Genomic DNA, 16966 nt, shown 5'->3' on the forward strand with positions numbered 1-16966 from the left:
GAGCAGTGTCGGTTGCCGATAAGACGTTGCCTGCCGGCACGGATTTAAACACCATCATCGAACTCGGCGAGTACTTCCAGAATGTGACCGGCAACGCAACGTTGGCACTGAATTATCCCGAAGCCGTGGCCAGCGCACTGAATGGCGTGGATGCTGGTGCTTGTCGCTAGGCGTATATGCCTATAACTTTACCGTAGAGTATCGGTGTTATGCTTTTGGTGATCCACCGGTGTTCTCTGAGTGGAAGACATATTGAATAAAGGTGCGGCGTTTGCCGGCCTAATACAACCAACCGCCAGCTTTTGCGGATTCAGCAAACATTCTGACGGTTAGCGGTTTTTTTAGTGGCTCCGGCGAACTTCCCTCTTGTTGGGCGGGTTGGCTGCCCAAGAATGATGCTGGCTGCAGCCGCAATATCGGATGCTCCGAATCGCTCATTTACGGCGTCGAGGAAAACTCAAAAGAAGAGCTCCCCCCGCTGAAAGATTTGAAATGCCTCTATAAAAGTAGACAGTTTCGAAATGGGAAGCCCTCTGCGCTTCCTCAACCCAATAGTGCACTGCCGCACTGGCAGTTTCAAAACCGATGGGAATGGAATTGCATTTTGCTATTTTTCATTAAGTTGGACGTATTTATACTGTGGCTTGAAAAGCTCAAGATTACGAAAGACAATGCATTAAAATCCCATGACTATTTATTAATTAGCACGATAATTGAATTGCATAAATTAAAATAAATCTGTCGGTCTTTTTTGTGGGGATATTTTTATTTAACAATAATCTGAAAAATAAGGTAGGATAAGGCTTGTTTTTTATATGTATGACTTGTTTTTAATGTTATGATTTTTATGTAATTTAATGAAATTAAGATATGTTTTTTTAATTGAAGTTATTAAAACACATTAATTTAATAATGTTTTTATTGAGGATTAAGTCACAAGGTAATAAATTAGCTTCACTCTCAGAGTATGAGAGCAAGTTAATTAACCACTCAATTAAATGGAATCACTATGAAATACTTTCTGATGGGCGCTTTGCTGTTAGCCGCTAACGGCTCTGCTTTCGCTGTTGAGCTGTCTAAGTTTGACCGTGTAGAGCATAAAGAAAATATTATTTGTTTCCCAAATGGTCAATGTATCGATATTGATGATCCAGGTCACCACCCATAATAATATAATGCGTTAGCTTGTGCCTCACTCGGCAGCATCCTGAGGTTGTCGAGTCAGACACAATTTCAAAGCCATCAACTTGATACGCCGAGTTGATGGCTTTGTTGTTTTTGTCGACGCTGCAGCCCTTCCATAATCGATATAAGATAGCGCCACTGAAGGGGAGAAGTGATGTGAACAATCTTGAACAACAGCAGCTTATTACTCATTTTATCGGCAAGCAGCATGTGCTGACGCTGTGCGCCGGCAACGGCGTGGACATGTGGTGCGCCAACTGTTTTTACGTGTTTGACGCCGAGCAGATGGCGTTGTGGTTGATGACCGAAACCCACACTCGCCACGGCGAGTTGATGCTGCAAAATGCCCGTGTGGCAGGCACTATTGCGCCAAAGCCAAAGACCATCGCGCTGATCCGCGGCGTGCAGTACCGCGCCGAGGCGGTGATGCTGAGCGGCGATGAAGAGGCGCTGGCGCGCGCCCGTTACTGCAAGCGGTTCCCGATTGCCAAAGTGATGAAAGCGCCGGTGTGGCAGCTGAATTTGCAGGAAGTGAAGATGACGGACAATACCCTGGGATTTGGTAAAAAACTGCATTGGACGCGGGCCTGAGCACAACACACTATACTTTTTCAGAATCATCAATCGGCGGGAGAGTGTATGGCACGGGTATTGATCGTAGGGGCGACCGGGCTGGTGGGCAACGAGCTGTTGCAACTGTTGCAGGGCGATCCGCAGGTGACGGCGATTGTGGCGCCGACGCGTCAACCGCTGTCCCCAAACGAAAAAACAGATAACCCGGTGGGTGAGGATCTGTTCGCGTTGCTGAGTGGCCTGCAGCAACCCATCGATATTATTTTCTGCTGCCTGGGCACGACCCGTAAAGCGGCCGGCAGCGATGCCAATTTCCGCTATGTCGATTATCAGTTAGTCGTCGAAAGCGCGCTGACCGGGCGGCGGTTGGGGGCGCAGCATTGTCTGGTCGTCAGCGCCGTGGGGGCTAACCCGCGTTCGTCATTCCTCTATAACCGTACCAAAGGCGAAATGGAGCAGGCGCTGCGTGAGCAGAACTGGCCGCGCCTGACGCTGGTGCGTCCGTCGATGCTGTTGGGTAATCGCCCATCGCCGCGTTTACTGGAGCGGCTCACCGCGCCGCTGTTTAGCCTGTTGCCGGGCAAGTGGCGCTCAGTTGCCGCCAAAGACGTGGCGCAGACCCTGCTGGAGCAGGCGTTCAGCCCCGGCAGCGGCGTTACGGTGCTGGAGTCCGACCAACTGCATCGCTATGGCAATGTACACTGAGATTATCGAAAGCCAGTTCCAGGGCTGGCGGCAGTTCGTTGTCCATCAGCCATAAATCGAGATGATGGCTGATATGCGTCAGCAGCGTGCGGCCGGGCTGCAAACGTTGTTGTGTCTCCTGAGCGCGGGTCAGATCGTTATGATTGCGCGGTGCCTGGGGTTGTGGCGGCAGGCTGCAGTCGAGCACCAGCAGATCCAACGTTATATTGCGCAGGAAAGCCTCGGTGTCCGGCGGCAGGCCGACGGTATCGGTCAGATAGGCCAGCGCGTAGCCTTCCGCCTGGACCAAATAACCCAGCGTCGGTTTGGAATGTTGCAACGGCAGCGGGATGATATGCAGCCCACCCATTTCAACCCTTTCGAAGGGGGTTAACGGCGGTTGAAACGCCAGAATACCGGGGTGTTTAAACAGATCGTCGCAGCCTTGTTCATCCGCCGGGCCGTATACGGGAATGAAATTTCCGCACCCCCAGCGCAAAGGAAATAACCCCTGAACGTGATCCATGTGGTAATGTGTCAGTAAAAAACGTTGAATTTCCCCCGCCGAAAAGCGCCGTTCCAGCGACGGCAATCCCGCATCCAGCAAGGTCGTTTCCCCCTGAAATTTGAGCATCGCGCTGCATGGCCGCCGCCGGAATGCCGGTTCGCGCCGCGCCCGCTGGCACACCAGGCAATCACAACCGAAAACCGGGATCTGCTGGGCACCGCCGGTGCCGAGAAACGTCAATTGCATGAGTTGCTCCTTTACCCTTCGCCTTTCACGCCGCAGCGTTGTTGGCTGCATACGCGCACCTCAGTCACTTACTTGAGTAAGCTCCTGAGGATTCACGCATTTGCCGCCTGGCTGCAACGCGAAATTCATTGGGTAAGATTAATAAGGGTCTTAAAGATACTTCTCCGCAAAGGCGTTGATATCCCTGAAATCCGCCAATCGCTCCTGCAATGTCTGATGATCCCAGTGCCACCACTGGCTGCGTTCGATGCGTTCTATCAAGGCATCGTCAAAGCGCATGCCGATCTTTTTAGCCGCCACCCCGGCGACAATCGCATAAGGCTCGACGTTTTTGGTCACCACAGCCGCGCTGCCGATCACCGCGCCGTTGCCGACGCTCACGCCGGGCATCAGGATGGCGTTATGGCCGATCCACACGTCGTGGCCGACGGTGACGTGGTGCTCGCGCCGCCAGTCGAAGAAGGCCTTGTCATCGTCTCCCAGGCCGTACTCGGAAGCGCGGTAGGTGAAGTGGTGCTGGGCGATGCGCTGGTAGGTCGGGTGGTTGCCGGGATTGATGCGCGCGTAAGAGGCGATCGACACGAACCTGCCGAGAGTGGCGTAAAAAATCTGGTTGTGCCCGGCGGTATAGGAATAGTCGCCCATCTCCACTTCTTCGAGGATCGCATCGTCGGCCAGATGCACGTACCGGCCGAGCCGGGTACGGTTAAGGATCACGTTGTCGCCGATTCTCGGCTGGGCAAAATCATTCATTGCGTGGCGTCCTGGGGGTGTTTGGTTGAAGCCGGTAACAACGCCAGCAGCGCCGTCAGGGTGTCTTGCAGGTCGCCATCGTTCGCCAGCAGGCGGCAACCGGCGGGCAGTTTTTGCTGGTATTCCGCCGCCCGCGCCAGCCGTTGTTCAATCTGCGCGGCGTCTTCACGCCCGCGGTTTTGCAGGCGTTGGCGCAGCACTTCGGTGCTGACCTGCAGGCAGACCGGCAACAGCTGCGCACCGTAGCGCTGCTGCGCCTGCGGCAGATGAGCGCGGGAACCGTTGACCACCACGTCGATCCCTTGCAACAGCCAAAGATCTACTTCGATCCCAAACGCGTAATGCTGCTGGTGCGCCTGCCAGTCGAGAGCGAACAGTCCCTTGGCGCGGCGGCGCAGAAACTCGGGTTCGCTGAGCGCAATATGGTTTTCGCAGCCGGCATCCGCCGGCCGGGTGATATAACGGTGCGCCACCAGCGGCGCACTGTCGGTATCGACCCTAAGCTGCGCAAGCAGGCTGTCTTTGCCGGAGCCGGAAGGCCCCATCAAATAGATAAGTTGCGCCATCAGAACACCTGCTTGCCCTGGCGCCAGACGTTTTGCACGTAGATGTGCTCGCCGTGCGGCCGCGCCAACACCAGATCCGCCCGCAGTCCCTCGGCGATGGTGCCGCGATCGTGCAGATCCAGCGCCTTCGCCGGGTTGCCGGTGATCATCCGCACCGCCTGCGGCAGGCTGTAGGCGTTACGTTCGTCGGCCGCGATGCGGAATGCCGCATCCAGCAGGCTGGCGGGGTAATAGTCGGAAGACAGAATATCCAATACCCCCAGCGCCGCCAGATGGTGCGCCGCCACGTTGCCGGAGTGGGAGCCGCCGCGCACGATGTTCGGGGCGCCCATCAGCACCTGCAAGCCCTGCCGGTGCGAGGCGCGGGCGGCGTCCTCGGTGGTCGGGAACTCGGCAATCGCGCTGCCCAGCGCGCAGGATTCGGCCACGTGTTCGGCGGTGGCGTCGTCGTGGCTGGCGAGGGAAATTTTACGTGCCCGGCAGTGGGCGGCGATCGCCTCGCGGTTCGGCGTGGCCCAGCGGGCGGAAAGCCCGATCTGCTGCTCTTCGTACTCGCTCATCTGTTGGTCATTGAGATGATATTTGCCCTGATAATACTCACGGTATTTTTCACGCGAGGCGAACTGGCGCTGGCCCGGCGAATGGTCCATCAGCGACACCAGCGATACCCCCGGTTTGTCCATCAACTGTTCGAACAGCGGCAGGGTGCTCTCGTTCGGCAGCTCGCAGCGCAAATGCAGCCGATGCTCGGCGCGGTTGACCCCGGCGCGCTGGCTGTGGATCACCGCGTCGATCATTTTTTGCAGGTTCTCCAGCCGGTGGCCGCCGTCGCGCACGTCGCCGATCGCCACCGCGTCCAGCACCGTGGTGATGCCGTTGGCGACCATCAGCGCATCGTGGCTGCTCATCGCCGAATGCGCCGGCCAGTCCACGTTGGGCCGCGGGGTGAAAAACTTGTCCAGATTGTCGGTGTGCAGCTCAATCAGCCCCGGCAGCAGCCAGCCGCCTTCACCGTTCAGCGCCTGCGGCAGCTGGCTCGGCGTATCGGCGAAGCTGCGGATCACGCCGTCGTTAATCTCCAGCGAACCTTCGACAATCTGGTCTGCCAGCACCAGCTTCACGTTATTGATGATCATCAGAAGATCTCCAGCGCTTGGGGCGCTTGCATGTCGTATAACCGGTCGGCGACCTGTTGGCGAACGCCTTCGTCATGGAAAATGCCGACGATCGCCGCGCCGCGCCGTTTGGCCTGTTCTATCAGGCCGACCACCGCCGCGCTGTTGCGGCTGTCGAGCGAGGCGGTCGGTTCGTCGAGCAGCAAAATCGGGTAGTCGACAATAAAGCCGCGCGCGATATTCACCCGCTGCTGTTCACCGCCGGAGAAGGTCGAGGGTGCCAACTGCCACAGGCGCTGCGGCACGTTGAGCTGGTTGAGCAGCGTCTCGGCGCGCTCGCGGCATTCGGCGCGCCCGACGCCCTGTTCCAACAGCGGCTGCATCACCACCTCCAGCGCGCTGATGCGTGGGATCACCCGCAGAAACTGGCTGACCCAGCCGAGGGTGTGGCGGCGGACCGCCAGGATCTGGCGCGCTTCGGCCTGCACCATGTCCAGCCATTCGTCCTGATGATTGACCCAGATATGGCCGCTGTCGGGCAGGTAGTTGGCGTACAGCGAACGCAGCAGGGTGGATTTACCGCTGCCGGAGTGGCCGTGCAGCACCACGCATTCGCCGCTGCTGACCGTCATGTTGGCGTCGTGCAGCACCGGCAGGCGCGTGCCGTGCTGCTGGTGGAGCACAAAGGTTTTGCTCAGGTGTTCAACCCGGATTTGAATCGTCATTATTGTCCCCTTGCGTTACGACAGCACCGAAGAAACCAGCAACTGGGTATAAGGATGGTGCGGATCGTCCAGCACCCGGTCGGTCAGGCCGTTTTCCACCACCTGGCCCTCTTTCATCACCAGCAGCCGGTGCGCCAGCAGGCGCGCCACGCCCAGATCGTGGGTGACGATCACCGCCGCCAGCTGCATTTCCACCACCAGATTGCGCAGCAGATCGAGCAACCGTGCCTGCACCGAGACGTCCAGCCCGCCGGTCGGCTCGTCCATAAACACCAATTTCGGGTGGGTCACCAGGTTGCGGGCGATCTGCAGCCGCTGCTGCATGCCGCCGGAGAAGGTGGTCGGCAGATCGTCAAGGCGCGACACCGGGATCTCGACGTCTTCCAGCCACTGGGCGGCCTGGCGGCGGATATCGCCGTAGTGACGTTGGCCGATGGCCATCAGCCGCTCGCCGATATTGCCGCCGGCGGACACCTTGGGCCGCAGCCCGTCGAGCGGATGCTGATGCACCACGCCCCAGTCGGTGCGCAGCAGGCGGCGGCGATCGCTCTCCGCCATCGCGTACAGGTCGTGCTGTTGCCCGGCCTGCGGACGATAGAGGATCTGCCCGTGCTGCGGCGCCAGCCGTGCGGAGATGGATTTCAGCAGCGTGGTTTTACCGGAGCCGGATTCGCCGACGATGCCCAGCACTTCGCCGGGGTAGATATCGAAAGAGACGTCGCTAAAACCTTTGCCCGGCGCATACAAATGGGTGAGGTTGGCCACCGACAACAGCGGCGTGGTGCTCAGGGGTTGGGAAATCATCAGTGCTGCGCCTCTTGCGAAGGTTGCGCCAGCTGCTGCCGGCAGTAGTCGGTGTCGGAGCAGACGAACATGCGGTTGCCCTGGTCGTCGAGCACCACCTCATCCAGATAGCTGTGGCGCGAGCCGCACAGCGCGCAGGGTTCATCCCACTTTTGCACGCTGAACGGATGGTCGTCGAAGTCCAGGCTTTCCACCTTGGTGAACGGCGGCAGGGCGTAGATACGCTTCTCGCGCCCGGCGCCGAACAGCTGCAGCGCCGGCATCATGTGCATTTTCGGGTTGTCGAATTTCGGGATCGGCGAAGGGTCCATCACGTAACGGTCGTTGACCTTCACCGGATAGGCGTAGGTGGTGGCGATATGGCCGTAGCGCGCAATGTCCTCGTACAACTTCACCTGCATCACGCCGTACTCTTCCAGCGCGTGCATTTTGCGGGTCTCGGTTTCGCGCGGTTCGATAAAGCGCAGCGGCTCCGGGATCGGCACCTGATAAATCAGGATCTGGTCTTCGTGCAGCGCCGTTTCCGGAATGCGGTGCCGGGTCTGGATCAGCGTGGCTTCCGGCGTGCGTTCGGTGGTGGCTACCCCGGCAACGCGCTGGAAGAAGCGGCGAATAGATACCGCGTTGGTGGTGTCGTCGGCCCCCTGGTCGATCACCTTCAGCACGTCGGCGCGGCCAATCACGCTGGCGGTCAGCTGAATGCCGCCGGTGCCCCAGCCGTAAGGCATCGGCATCTCGCGGCCGCCGAACGGCACCTGATAGCCGGGGATCGCCACGGCCTTGAGGATGGCGCGACGGATCATGCGTTTGGTTTGCTCGTCGAGATAGCCAAGGTTATAGCCGGTCAATACTTCACTCATTGCGGGCCTCCTGACGCTCGCTGAACTCCCGCCGCAGGCGCTTGAGCAGCTCCAGCTCGGCCTGGAAGTCAACGTAGTGCGGCAGTTTGAGGTGGGAAACGAAGCCGGCGGCTTCGACGTTGTCGGCATGGGCCAGCACGAACTCTTCATCCTGCGCCGGGCTGGCGACGCCTTCCTGGTACTCGGGGCTTTGCAGTGCGCGGTCCACCAGCGCCATGCTCATCGCTTTACGCTCGGCGCGGCCAAACACCAGGCCATAACCGCGGGTGAAGTGCGGCGGCCGGTCTTCCGGGTCGACAAAGCCGTTGACCATTTCACATTCGGTCAGCAGAATTTCGCCGATATCTACCGCGAAACCCAGCTCTTCAGGCACGATCTCCAGCGAAACGTAGCCGGTACGGATCTCACCGGCGAACGGGTGGGTGCGGCCGTAGCCGCGCTGGGTGGAGTAGCTCAGCGCCAGCAGGAAACCTTCGTCACCGCGCACCAGCTGTTGCAGCCGCGCCGAGCGTGAACAAGGGTAAACCGGCGGGTTGCGGGTGATGTCGTCCGGCGTGCTGCCGTCGTCGCATTCCGCCAGTGCCAACTGTTGTTGGCTGAGCAAATCGAACACGTGGGCGCAATTTTCCGGCAGCGGTTCGTCGGCCTGCGGCGCGCGCGGTGCTTCACCTTCCGCCAGCAGGGCAAAATCCAGCAGCCGGTGGGTGTAATCGTAGGTTGGCCCCAGCACCTGCCCGCCGGGCAAGTCCTTGTAAACCGCCGAGATACGGCGTTCCAGCCGCATGTTTTCGGTCGCCAGCGGTTCGCTGACCGCCAGACGCGGCAAGGTGGTGCGGTAGGCGCGCAGCAGGAAAATCGCCTCGACCAGGTCGCCGCTCGCCTGCTTGATGGCCAGCGCGGCCAGTTCGGGATCGTAAATGCCGCCTTCGGTCATCACCCGATCCACCGCCAGCCCCAGTTGTTGTTCAATCTGCCGGATGCCGAGCGCCGGCACACTGTCGTCGCCGCGCCGCAGCTGTTCCTGTAACTGATGGGCGGCCTCAATGGCTTTTTCGCCCCCTTTAACGGCTACGTACATCAGCACACCTCCACGCGGGTGGTCCGCGGCAGCGCCAGCAGGCGATCGCCGCAGGTCAGCAAAATATCCAGCCCCAGCGGAAAGCGCAGCGGGCGGTTAATGAGAAAATCCAGCAGCGCCGGCGGCAACTGCGGTGAGACCTTGCGTTGGCGCTCAATGCCGGGGCCGGTGAGGCGCAGCGGGGTGCCTTGTTCCAGCCCATTGAGCTGCACGATGACCGTGGCGCCGAATTCCGGCGAGATTTCACTGCCGTGCGGCAGCGCCAGCAAATCGGCGGCCTGCAACTGTGTATCGAACAGGGCAAAACAGACTTCTTCAGGCTGTGCCGCCAATGGCGCACCGCTGTGGAAGCGTATGTTTGTTAGCACTTGCTCACTTTTAAAGGCTTCACACAGCTGGATCGGGGTTTCCTGATCCGCCAGCGTCAGCAACGCGGCGGTACTGGCGGCGTTCAATGCGCCCCAGGCCGGGCCGCCTTGCAGCGTGACGGTATGGCCGGGTTCGCTTAACGCCTTGAGGATTAAGCGGAAAGCGTGCTGTGATTGTTCTATCGGCTGTTCAAATCCGGTTAACAGGCTCATCGGTTAATCCCCCCGCACCAGCGTAAAGAAGTCGACCCGGCTGGAGGCGACCGAGCGGGCGCGCAACTGGCGTTGTTCGTGCAGCAGCGCGGCCAGCGGTTCAATCAGCCGCTGTTGCAGCAATTCGGCCTGATCAGGCTGTTGCAGCAGGGCGTCCGCCAGCGCGCAGAGTTCGGCATGCGCCTTGTCGCGCCCGGCGATATAGCTGTAGCCATAACCGCCGTTTTCCAGCTGCACTACCGCACGGGTGACGGTCATGTCGCCCAGCACAAAGCGGCGGCCGGTGGCGCCCATGCGCCCTTGCAGCTGCGCCAGGCCAATCTCCGGCGCGCGAATGCTTTGGTAGCGCGGGCTGAGGTTCAGCGCCTGCCAGTGGCTGCGCAACTGGGCCGGCTGGCTGTGCGCCAGTACCGACATCCAGCGTTGTCTCGGCTGTAAGGCTTGCATTTAGTGCTCCATCGTCAGTTCAATCATGTCGGCGCGTGCCAGGCTGACGGAGTATTCCGCCACGTTGGCGCCGCCGGTGCAGACGTTCAGGGTGCGCACGCACAGCAGCGGCGCGTGGGTGGCGATCTCCAGCAGCCGGCTCTCTTTGGCCTGCGCCCGGCGGGCGCTGATACGCGTCTGGCTGCGGGTCAGCGGCTGGTGAATATGCTGTTCGATAAACTCGTGCAGCGAGCCGTTGTGGAACTGTTGCAGGGCCGGCCACCAGTCCAAATCGGGCAGATAATGGTCGATCAGGCTCATCGGCACGCCATTGACCCGGCGCAGGGTGCGCAGGTGGATCACCGTTTCGCCTTCTTCACGCGACAGTGCGCTGGCGATATGCCCATTGCACGGGCGTAATACAGCGAGTAAGCGCTCACTGGTGGGGTGACTTCCCTGCTCGAGCAGGTTCTGGCTGAAGCGGGTATTGGCATGCAGCGGATAGTCATACGGGCGCATCAGCACCAATATGCCGATGCCGGGCCGGCGTTGCAGCCAGCCGCGATCCACCAACTGATCCACTGCGCGGCGCAGGGTATGGCGATTGACCTGATAGCGATCCGCCAACTGTTGCTCGGAAGGCAGATAGTCGCCACAGCGGTATTGGGTACGTAATTCTTGCTCCAGCTGCGCGGCGATCTGCTGGTAACGGGTGGGGAAGCTGGTCGGATGTCTAGATAAGTTCATCATAATAAAAACCTCGGCGTGCCGGATACCTATTAAACTTTATGATTTATCAGGATTTATTACAGTACTGGTGCTTACCCTATGACTTTCAAATTGTAGCCAGGCGGCCAGCTCGCTCATCGCCAGGCGCTTACTAAAGTCAAGTAACCGGGGTGAGTGAGTACAGCTAACAACGCTACGGCTTGAAAGGCGACGGGTATGTCCTGTGGCTTTCAAGTTGGCATTATGTTGCCGCCGCCAGATGACAATCGCGTTACGTGCCGGTGGCGAACAGATGAACTATTTTGGACAGGCCGATGATGCGCAGGGGCCGACGGCGCGCTAAGCTAGCGCTATTGATGCACTGACCTGAGCCAACCCTATGCCGCAACCTTTGACCGCTCCTGAAAATACCGCTCGCGCCTGGCCGCTGTGGAAACCGATTCTGTTCCTGCTGGTGGTGGCTATCGGCCTCTACTACGTCAAATGGCAGCCTTATTACGGCAAGGCTTTTCTGGCGGCGGACACGCACTCCATCGGCAAATCGATTCTGGCCAATGCCGACAGCAGCCCATGGCAGGCGGCCTGGCACTATGCGCTGGTGTATTTCACTGCGGTGTGGAAGGCGGCGGTGCTCGGCGTGTTGCTGGGCTCGTTGGTGCAAGTGCTGATCCCACGCGATTGGCTGGTGCGCACCCTGGGCCACCCGCGTTTCTCCGGCACCCTGCTGGGCGCGGCGATCGCACTGCCGGGCATGATGTGTACCTGTTGTGCTGCACCGGTGGCCGCCGGGCTGCGGCGTCAGTCGGTTTCCAGCGGCGCGGCGATGGCGTTCTGGTTGAGCAACCCGGTGTTGAATCCGGCAACCTTGATTTTTATGGGTTTTGTTCTCGGCTGGCCGTTTGCCGCTATCCGGCTGGTGGCCGGGGTGATTATGGTGCTGGGCGTCGCCTGGCTGGTGCAACGGGTCACCGCCAGGGATCCGCAGCCGGCCGCGCTGCAACCGCCGGCGGCGCCGCGGGTGAAAACCGAGGAGCGGCCGTTCCTCGGCCGCTGGTTGAAAGCGCTGTGGGCGCTGTTTTGGGCGACCATTCCCGTTTACATTGTGGCGGTGCTGGCGCTGGGCGCGGCGCGCGTGTGGCTGTTCCCGCACGCCGATGGGGCGATAGACAATAGCCTGCTGTGGATTATCGCCCTGGCGATCGCCGGTTGCCTGTTCGTGATCCCGACCGCAGCGGAAATCCCGATTGTACAGACCATGATGCTGGCGGGCATGGGCACCGGCCCGGCGCTGGCGCTGTTGATGACCCTGCCGGCGGTCAGTCTGCCTTCATTGCTGATGCTGAACAAAGTCTTCTCCACCAAAGCGCTGTGCCTGACCGCATTGCTGGTGGTGTTGTGCGGGATCGCGACGGGTCTGGTGGGGATGTATTTGATGTAAGGTAAAAAGAAGCGCGGCTCACAGGCTGCGCCTTTGTTTGAAGTATTCAACGCAGCTTATGCACCACCTGGTTAGCGCTGCCGCGCCAGATCAGCGCCGGGTCTTTCAGATCCTGCACAAACTTGCCGTCAATCAAAACGTTAATTCTGTCCACCACCTGCATCTGCTGCGCATCCAGCTCCGCCAGCCGGTAGCCGGTCCATAGCCAGATATCCTTGCCGGGGCACTCGGCGCGTACCCGTTTCACCAGTTGCAAAATCGACGGCACATTGGCCGGGTGCAGCGGATCGCCACCGGACAGCGACAGCCCCTGGCGCGGAATGCGCGCGTCGTTGAGATCGGCAATCAGCCGGTCTTCCATTTCCTGAGTAAAAGGCCGGCCGGAATTCAGCCGCCAGGTACTTTTGTTGTAACAGCCGACGCATTGGTGCACGCAGCCGGCGACAAACAGCGTGCAGCGGGTGCCGGGGCCGTTGACCACGTCGATCGGGTAGTACTGGTGATAATTCATCTGAGGCCTGCCCATCAGGCTATTTTACTTGCCATTTTGCCTCCGGGCAGTGCTGCAAATCCTCACGTACTGCCTGTACGCTCCGGTTTGTGCGCGCTGGCCGAAGACAAACTGGCTGCGACAATCACGCCTGATGAACAGGCTTCTGCATAGGCTGCACGGCGCTTTTCAGCCGAGCTGCCCATTGCCGAGGTGTTTCACCCGGCGCTTCACCTCTTCCTGCTTGCCGGCGTTGAACGGCCTGGCGTCCGGGCTGCCGAGGTAGCCGCACACCCGGCGGGTGACCGACACCTTGGACGGCTCGTGATTGCCGCATTTTGGGCAGGTAAAGCCTTTGCTGGTACAGGCGAATTCGCCGGTAAAGCCGCACTCGTAGCACTCGTCGATCGGCGTGTTGGTGCCGTAATAAGGCACGCGGCTGTAGCTGTAATCCCACACGTCTTCCAGCGCTTTCAAATTGTGTTGCAGGTTGGGGTATTCGCCGTAACAGATGAAACCGCCGTTGGCCAAGGGGGGATAGGGCGCCTCAAAGTCCAGTTTGTCGTACGGATTGACCTTTTTCTCCACGTCGAGATGGAAGCTGTTGGTGTAATAGCCCTTGTCGGTAACGCCCGGCACCACGCCGAAATCGGCGGTGTCCAGCCGGCAGAAACGGTCGCACAGGTTCTCGCTTGGCGTGCTGTACAGGCTAAAACCGTAGCCGGTCTCTGCTTTCCAACTGTCGGTGGCCGTGCGCAGACGTTCGACGATGGCGACCGCTTTGGCGCGCAGCGCGGCATTGTCGTAAACGTGAGTGCCGTTGCCGAACAGCGCGTTGATGGTTTCATGCAGGCCGATATAGCCCAGCGAAATCGACGCGCGGCCATTTTTGAAGATGTCGGCGATATTGTCGTCCGCCTTCAGCCTTACGCCGCAGGCACCTTCCATATACAGGATCGGGGCTACCCGCGCCTTGATGCCTTCCAGCCGAGCGATACGCGTCATCAGCGCCTTTTTCGCCAGCAGCAGCCGCTGGTCCAGCAGATGCCAGAAACGTGTCTCGTCGCCGGCCGCTTCCAGCGCGATACGCGGCAGGTTCAGGCTGATCACGCCGATATTATTGCGGCCGTCGTGCACCAGTTCGCCATCTTCCTCGTAGGTGCCGAGGAAGCTGCGACAGCCCATCGGTGTCTTGAACGAGCCGGTGACCTTCACCACCTGATCGTAATTGAGAATGTCCGGGTACATGCGCTTGCTGGCGCATTCCAGCGCCAACTGTTTGATGTCGTAATTCGGGTCGCCGTACTGGTGGTTCAGGCCGTCGCGGATGGCGAACACCAGTTTGGGGAATACCGCCGTCTTGCGGTTCTTGCCCAGCCCGGCAATGCGGTTTTTCAGGATTGAACGCTGAATCAGCCGCGATTCCCAGCAGGTGCCCAGGCCGAAGCCGAAGGTGACGAACGGCGTTTGGCCGTTGGCGGTGTGCAGGGTGTTGACCTCGTATTCCAGCGACTGGAAGGCGTCGTAACACTCTTTCTCGGTGCGCGCCATCGCATAGCCCTGCGCGTCCGGGATCTGCCACTGCTCGGCTACCTGGCGGTGTTTTTCGAAGCTTTCGCTGACGAAGGGCGCGAGGATCTCGTCGATGCGATTAATGGTGGTGCCGCCATAAATATGGCTGGCCACCTGCGCGATAATTTGGGCGGTCACGGCGGTGGCGGTGGAGATCGACTTCGGCGGTTCGATCTCGGCGTTGCCCATCTTGAAGCCGTTGGTCAGCATGCCTTTCAGATCGATCAGCATGCAGTTGAACATCGGGAAGAACGGCGAATAGTCGAGATCGTGGTAGTGGATCTCGCCGCGCTCATGCGCCAGCACCACGTCGCGCGGCAGAATGTGCTGCTTGGCGTAGTGTTTGGCGACGATCCCGGCCAGCAGATCGCGCTGGGTCGGGATCACCTTGCTGTCTTTATTGGCGTTCTCGTTCAGCAACGCCATATTGCTTTGCTCGACCAGCCCGCGGATCTCCTGGTTCAGCCGCCCGCGTAATTCGCGCGCCACGTCGCGATCGTGGCGGTATTCGATATAGGCGCGCGCCAGCTGCTTGTATTCGCCGGCCATCAGCTGATTTTCCACCGCCTGCTGAATGTCATGGATATCTACGCGCGGCTGTTGGGCCATCCGTTGAGCGACCACGCGGGCCACGGTTGCGCAGTAATCGGCATCGACAATCCCGACGGCCAGCGCGGCCCGTTCGATAGCCTGCCCAATACGCGCCTCGTCAAAAGAGACCTGACAACCGTCCCGTTTAATCACTACTGGTTTCACGTTGCGACTCCTTGTTCCCCGAAGGATAGGTTATCCACAGGGTAGCACCGCAGCGCGCAAGGGCTACGGCGACGTGTGGATGACTTTGTGGATAACTACTATATATAGGTAATTTGATTTCTTTACGCACTATATATAGATATTGGCAGGGTTCTTTTGATGTAGAACAAGGAAAGCGGAAGAGCGTGCGCAAGCTGTACAGACGTCAATCTGCTCAGGGACGATCGCGAAAATGTGCCAGCAGGAAGTCGACCCAGGCGCGCACCCGTGGAGGTAGATCCGCAGAGGCGTAATACAGCCATAGCTGTGTCGGTTGCGGCCAGCACGCCGGCAGCACCGGTTGCAGCGTGCCCTGCGCAAAATGGGGCTCTGTATACCAGCGCGCCAGGCAGACGATACCCAGCCCAGCCAACGCGGCATCCAGCAGCATCTCCGGCCGGCTGGCGACCAGGCGGCCATGCAGCTCCAGGGTTCTGGTTTCGCCGTGCCGGCGCAGGGGCCATTTTACGCTGCGGCCGTTGGCCGGATTGCGGTGCAGCAGGCAGTTATGCCGCAACAGATCGTCCGGATCCTGCGGCGTGCCGCGCTGCGCCAGATAACCGGGTGACGCCGCCAATACCATCTGCATCTGATACAGCGGCCGCGCCACCAGCCGGCTGTCGGGATCGACCCGGCTGCCGATACCCACGTCAAAGCCTTCGCCCACCAGATTGACGACTCGCGCATCCAGCGAAAGATCGAGGTCGATCTGCGGATAACGCTCAAGGAACTGCGGGATCAACGGCATCAGCATCTGGCGGCCGAAGCCGGGGATCATGCTGACGCGCACGGTGCCGGAGGGATCTTGCTGCGCGCCGCCGGCGTTTTCCAGCGTGGCGGACAACGCCTGCCACAGCGGTGCCACCTGCGCCAGCAGCGCTTTGCCTTCGTCGGTCAGCACCACGTTGTGGGTGTTGCGCTGGAACAGACGCAGCGCCAGCTTCTCTTCCAGCACGCGGATATTTTTGCTGACCGCCGCCGGGGTAACGCCTAACTGGCGGGCGGCGGCGGAAAAGTTTTGCGCCTGGGCGGCGCTGAGAAAAGCCGGCAGCAGGCGATGCACGTCAAAGGGCAGCGACATAATGGTTGATACTTTCAGTTGAAATTGAAGTGACAAAGAACAGCCTACACCCAGGGCTAAGGAAATGGAAAAATGCGATATCAATTTTCAACCGAGGATCTCTTATGTCACGCATTTTAGCGTTAACCGCTCACCGCTTTCCCGATGATTCACGCGTCAACAAGGCGCTGATTGAGGCGTTGAACCCGCTGCCCAAGGTTACCGTGCATGAACTGATGCGCGCCTATCCGGATTACCGTATCGACGTGGCCCGCGAGCAGGAGCTGCTGCAAAGCCATGACGCGGTGGTGATGCTGTTCCCATTTTACTGGTACAGCTCGCCGGCGATCCTCAGCGAATGGCAAGACGCGGTATTAACCTACGGTTTCGCCTACGGCAGCGAAGGTACCAAACTGCACGGCAAACCGCTGCAACTGGTGGTGACCACCGGTGGCAATCCGCAGGCCTATACGCCGGAAGGTTACAACCGCTATCCGGTGGCGGATCTGCTGCGGCCGTTCAATGCCATGGCCAACCTGACCGGCATGGATTATCTGCCGCCGCATCTGGTGCAGGGGGTGTTTGATATGAGCGATGAACGCCTGGCGCAAGAGGCTGCCGGGGTGGTGAAGCTGCTGCAAAAATTGTAGGGCGCAGCGGGTTGCCGCACTGCGCCCACATTGTGGCTGCTAAATCGCTGCGCCGAATAGTGCTACAGGTAGGGTCATGCAGAGCGCCGACACGCCGTGAACCCGTCCCTGGGGGCGCATCTCGCGCA

Annotated in this window: 20 protein-coding genes and 2 pseudogenes; 6 read left to right on the forward strand and 16 right to left on the reverse strand. The window is 59.8% G+C overall.

Going from position 1 to position 16966, the window contains the following annotated elements; translation table 11 throughout:
* The first annotated feature begins 5 nt into the window (after nucleotides 1-5).
* A complete protein-coding gene (locus V2S86_RS16200) occupies nucleotides 6-170 on the forward strand; it encodes a pyocin knob domain-containing protein (protein WP_330763288.1) in 165 nt (54 codons plus the stop codon).
* A 109-nt stretch (nucleotides 171-279) separates the two neighbouring features.
* Here the strand turns inward: V2S86_RS16200 and V2S86_RS25485 are convergent.
* A pseudogene (locus tag V2S86_RS25485) lies at nucleotides 280-327 on the reverse strand (DUF1493 family protein); the annotation flags it as partial.
* A gap of 4 nt (nucleotides 328-331) precedes the next feature.
* Nucleotides 332-560: pseudogene (locus V2S86_RS25490) on the reverse strand (hypothetical protein); the annotation flags it as partial.
* Between the two features lie 449 nt (nucleotides 561-1009).
* Between V2S86_RS25490 and V2S86_RS16210 the strand changes: the two are divergent.
* The 3 genes from V2S86_RS16210 (at nucleotide 1010) to V2S86_RS16220 (ending at nucleotide 2463) form a co-directional block, all read left to right on the forward strand.
* Nucleotides 1010-1168: a hypothetical protein gene (locus tag V2S86_RS16210; RefSeq protein WP_330763290.1), complete on the forward strand. Its 159-nt coding sequence runs from the start codon at nucleotides 1010-1012 to the stop codon at nucleotides 1166-1168.
* Between the two features lie 173 nt (nucleotides 1169-1341).
* Nucleotides 1342-1776, forward strand: coding sequence for a YhbP family protein (locus V2S86_RS16215; protein ID WP_330763291.1), 435 nt, complete (start codon nucleotides 1342-1344; stop codon nucleotides 1774-1776).
* A gap of 48 nt (nucleotides 1777-1824) precedes the next feature.
* Nucleotides 1825-2463 (forward strand): NAD(P)H-binding protein, encoded by a 639-nt coding sequence (locus V2S86_RS16220; protein WP_330763292.1) that lies wholly within the window; start codon nucleotides 1825-1827, stop codon nucleotides 2461-2463.
* Here V2S86_RS16220 and phnP read toward each other — a convergent pair.
* The 11 genes from phnP to phnF all read right to left on the reverse strand — a co-directional run bounded on the left by phnP (nucleotide 2414) and on the right by phnF (nucleotide 10851).
* On the reverse strand, nucleotides 2414-3196 hold the full coding sequence (gene phnP, locus V2S86_RS16225; protein ID WP_330763293.1) for a phosphonate metabolism protein PhnP: 783 nt from the start codon (nucleotides 3194-3196) through the stop codon (nucleotides 2414-2416). The genes V2S86_RS16220 and phnP overlap by 50 nt on opposite strands.
* Nucleotides 3197-3346: 150 nt before the next feature.
* Nucleotides 3347-3949: a DapH/DapD/GlmU-related protein gene (locus V2S86_RS16230; RefSeq protein ID WP_330763294.1), complete on the reverse strand. Its 603-nt coding sequence runs from the start codon at nucleotides 3947-3949 to the stop codon at nucleotides 3347-3349.
* Nucleotides 3946-4515 (reverse strand): ribose 1,5-bisphosphokinase, encoded by a 570-nt coding sequence (gene phnN / locus V2S86_RS16235; protein ID WP_330763295.1) that lies wholly within the window; start codon nucleotides 4513-4515, stop codon nucleotides 3946-3948. Before phnN ends, V2S86_RS16230 begins: the two co-directional genes overlap by 4 nt.
* Nucleotides 4515-5651 carry an alpha-D-ribose 1-methylphosphonate 5-triphosphate diphosphatase gene (gene phnM / locus V2S86_RS16240; protein WP_330763296.1) on the reverse strand — a complete coding sequence of 379 codons (1137 nt, stop codon included), beginning with the start codon at nucleotides 5649-5651 and terminating at the stop codon, nucleotides 4515-4517. The genes phnN and phnM overlap by 1 nt, the downstream gene beginning before the upstream one ends.
* Entirely contained in the window at nucleotides 5651-6355 is a 705-nt protein-coding gene (phnL, locus tag V2S86_RS16245) for a phosphonate C-P lyase system protein PhnL (protein ID WP_330763297.1), read from the reverse strand. The genes phnM and phnL overlap by 1 nt, the downstream gene beginning before the upstream one ends.
* Nucleotides 6356-6370: 15 nt before the next feature.
* Nucleotides 6371-7159 (reverse strand): phosphonate C-P lyase system protein PhnK, encoded by a 789-nt coding sequence (phnK, locus tag V2S86_RS16250; RefSeq protein WP_330763298.1) that lies wholly within the window; start codon nucleotides 7157-7159, stop codon nucleotides 6371-6373.
* Nucleotides 7159-8019: an alpha-D-ribose 1-methylphosphonate 5-phosphate C-P-lyase PhnJ gene (locus V2S86_RS16255; RefSeq protein WP_004952938.1), complete on the reverse strand. Its 861-nt coding sequence runs from the start codon at nucleotides 8017-8019 to the stop codon at nucleotides 7159-7161. The genes phnK and V2S86_RS16255 overlap by 1 nt, the downstream gene beginning before the upstream one ends.
* Nucleotides 8012-9097 carry a carbon-phosphorus lyase complex subunit PhnI gene (locus tag V2S86_RS16260; protein WP_330763299.1) on the reverse strand — a complete coding sequence of 362 codons (1086 nt, stop codon included), beginning with the start codon at nucleotides 9095-9097 and terminating at the stop codon, nucleotides 8012-8014. The genes V2S86_RS16255 and V2S86_RS16260 overlap by 8 nt, the downstream gene beginning before the upstream one ends.
* Nucleotides 9097-9678 (reverse strand): phosphonate C-P lyase system protein PhnH, encoded by a 582-nt coding sequence (gene phnH, locus V2S86_RS16265; protein ID WP_330763300.1) that lies wholly within the window; start codon nucleotides 9676-9678, stop codon nucleotides 9097-9099. The genes V2S86_RS16260 and phnH overlap by 1 nt, the downstream gene beginning before the upstream one ends.
* A 3-nt stretch (nucleotides 9679-9681) precedes the next feature.
* Complete coding sequence (phnG, locus tag V2S86_RS16270) at nucleotides 9682-10125, reverse strand: phosphonate C-P lyase system protein PhnG (RefSeq protein ID WP_330763301.1); 444 nt, start codon at nucleotides 10123-10125, stop codon at nucleotides 9682-9684.
* A complete protein-coding gene (gene phnF / locus V2S86_RS16275; protein WP_330763557.1) occupies nucleotides 10126-10851 on the reverse strand; it encodes a phosphonate metabolism transcriptional regulator PhnF in 726 nt (241 codons plus the stop codon).
* A 361-nt stretch (nucleotides 10852-11212) separates the two neighbouring features.
* Here phnF and V2S86_RS16280 point away from each other — a divergent pair, with 361 nt between their 5' ends.
* A complete protein-coding gene (locus tag V2S86_RS16280) occupies nucleotides 11213-12271 on the forward strand; it encodes a permease (protein WP_330763302.1) in 1059 nt (352 codons plus the stop codon).
* 46 nt (nucleotides 12272-12317) lie between these two features.
* Here the strand turns inward: V2S86_RS16280 and nrdG are convergent, their stop codons facing one another.
* The 3 genes from nrdG to V2S86_RS16295 form a co-directional block, all read right to left on the reverse strand.
* Nucleotides 12318-12782, reverse strand: coding sequence for an anaerobic ribonucleoside-triphosphate reductase-activating protein (gene nrdG, locus V2S86_RS16285; RefSeq protein WP_126527414.1), 465 nt, complete (start codon nucleotides 12780-12782; stop codon nucleotides 12318-12320).
* Nucleotides 12783-12950: 168 nt separating this feature from the next.
* A complete protein-coding gene (gene nrdD, locus V2S86_RS16290) occupies nucleotides 12951-15089 on the reverse strand; it encodes an anaerobic ribonucleoside-triphosphate reductase (RefSeq protein ID WP_330763303.1) in 2139 nt (712 codons plus the stop codon).
* A 214-nt stretch (nucleotides 15090-15303) separates the two neighbouring features.
* Nucleotides 15304-16209 (reverse strand): LysR family transcriptional regulator, encoded by a 906-nt coding sequence (locus V2S86_RS16295; RefSeq protein WP_330763304.1) that lies wholly within the window; start codon nucleotides 16207-16209, stop codon nucleotides 15304-15306.
* 104 nt (nucleotides 16210-16313) lie between these two features.
* On the opposite strand from V2S86_RS16295, the gene V2S86_RS16300 reads away from it, so the two are divergent.
* Nucleotides 16314-16838, forward strand: coding sequence for an NAD(P)H-dependent oxidoreductase (locus V2S86_RS16300; RefSeq protein WP_330763305.1), 525 nt, complete (start codon nucleotides 16314-16316; stop codon nucleotides 16836-16838).
* The last annotated feature ends 128 nt before the right edge of the window (nucleotides 16839-16966 follow it).

The organism is Serratia sp. C2(1), from assembly GCF_036352655.1.
GTDB lineage: Bacteria > Pseudomonadota > Gammaproteobacteria > Enterobacterales > Enterobacteriaceae > Serratia > Serratia inhibens.

Excerpts from the sequence above, each read along its gene's own strand:
- phnP (WP_330763293.1), bottom strand. The coding sequence starts at position 3,196 with ATGCAATTGACGTTTCTCGGCACCGGCGGTGCCCAGCAGATCCCGGTT.
- V2S86_RS16255 (WP_004952938.1), bottom strand. The coding sequence starts at position 8,019 with ATGAGTGAAGTATTGACCGGCTATAACCTTGGCTATCTCGACGAGCAA.
- V2S86_RS16295 (WP_330763304.1), bottom strand. The coding sequence starts at position 16,209 with ATGTCGCTGCCCTTTGACGTGCATCGCCTGCTGCCGGCTTTTCTCAGC.
- phnG (WP_330763301.1), bottom strand. The coding sequence starts at position 10,125 with ATGCAAGCCTTACAGCCGAGACAACGCTGGATGTCGGTACTGGCGCAC.
- V2S86_RS16210 (WP_330763290.1), top strand. The coding sequence starts at position 1,010 with ATGAAATACTTTCTGATGGGCGCTTTGCTGTTAGCCGCTAACGGCTCT.
- V2S86_RS16260 (WP_330763299.1), bottom strand. The coding sequence starts at position 9,097 with ATGTACGTAGCCGTTAAAGGGGGCGAAAAAGCCATTGAGGCCGCCCAT.
- phnF (WP_330763557.1), bottom strand. The coding sequence starts at position 10,851 with ATGAACTTATCTAGACATCCGACCAGCTTCCCCACCCGTTACCAGCAG.
- V2S86_RS16300 (WP_330763305.1), top strand. The coding sequence starts at position 16,314 with ATGTCACGCATTTTAGCGTTAACCGCTCACCGCTTTCCCGATGATTCA.
- phnH (WP_330763300.1), bottom strand. The coding sequence starts at position 9,678 with ATGAGCCTGTTAACCGGATTTGAACAGCCGATAGAACAATCACAGCAC.
- V2S86_RS16220 (WP_330763292.1), top strand. The coding sequence starts at position 1,825 with ATGGCACGGGTATTGATCGTAGGGGCGACCGGGCTGGTGGGCAACGAG.
- phnM (WP_330763296.1), bottom strand. The coding sequence starts at position 5,651 with ATGATCATCAATAACGTGAAGCTGGTGCTGGCAGACCAGATTGTCGAA.
- phnK (WP_330763298.1), bottom strand. The coding sequence starts at position 7,159 with ATGATTTCCCAACCCCTGAGCACCACGCCGCTGTTGTCGGTGGCCAAC.
- V2S86_RS16230 (WP_330763294.1), bottom strand. The coding sequence starts at position 3,949 with ATGAATGATTTTGCCCAGCCGAGAATCGGCGACAACGTGATCCTTAAC.
- nrdG (WP_126527414.1), bottom strand. The coding sequence starts at position 12,782 with ATGAATTATCACCAGTACTACCCGATCGACGTGGTCAACGGCCCCGGC.
- V2S86_RS16280 (WP_330763302.1), top strand. The coding sequence starts at position 11,213 with ATGCCGCAACCTTTGACCGCTCCTGAAAATACCGCTCGCGCCTGGCCG.
- phnN (WP_330763295.1), bottom strand. The coding sequence starts at position 4,515 with ATGGCGCAACTTATCTATTTGATGGGGCCTTCCGGCTCCGGCAAAGAC.
- phnL (WP_330763297.1), bottom strand. The coding sequence starts at position 6,355 with ATGACGATTCAAATCCGGGTTGAACACCTGAGCAAAACCTTTGTGCTC.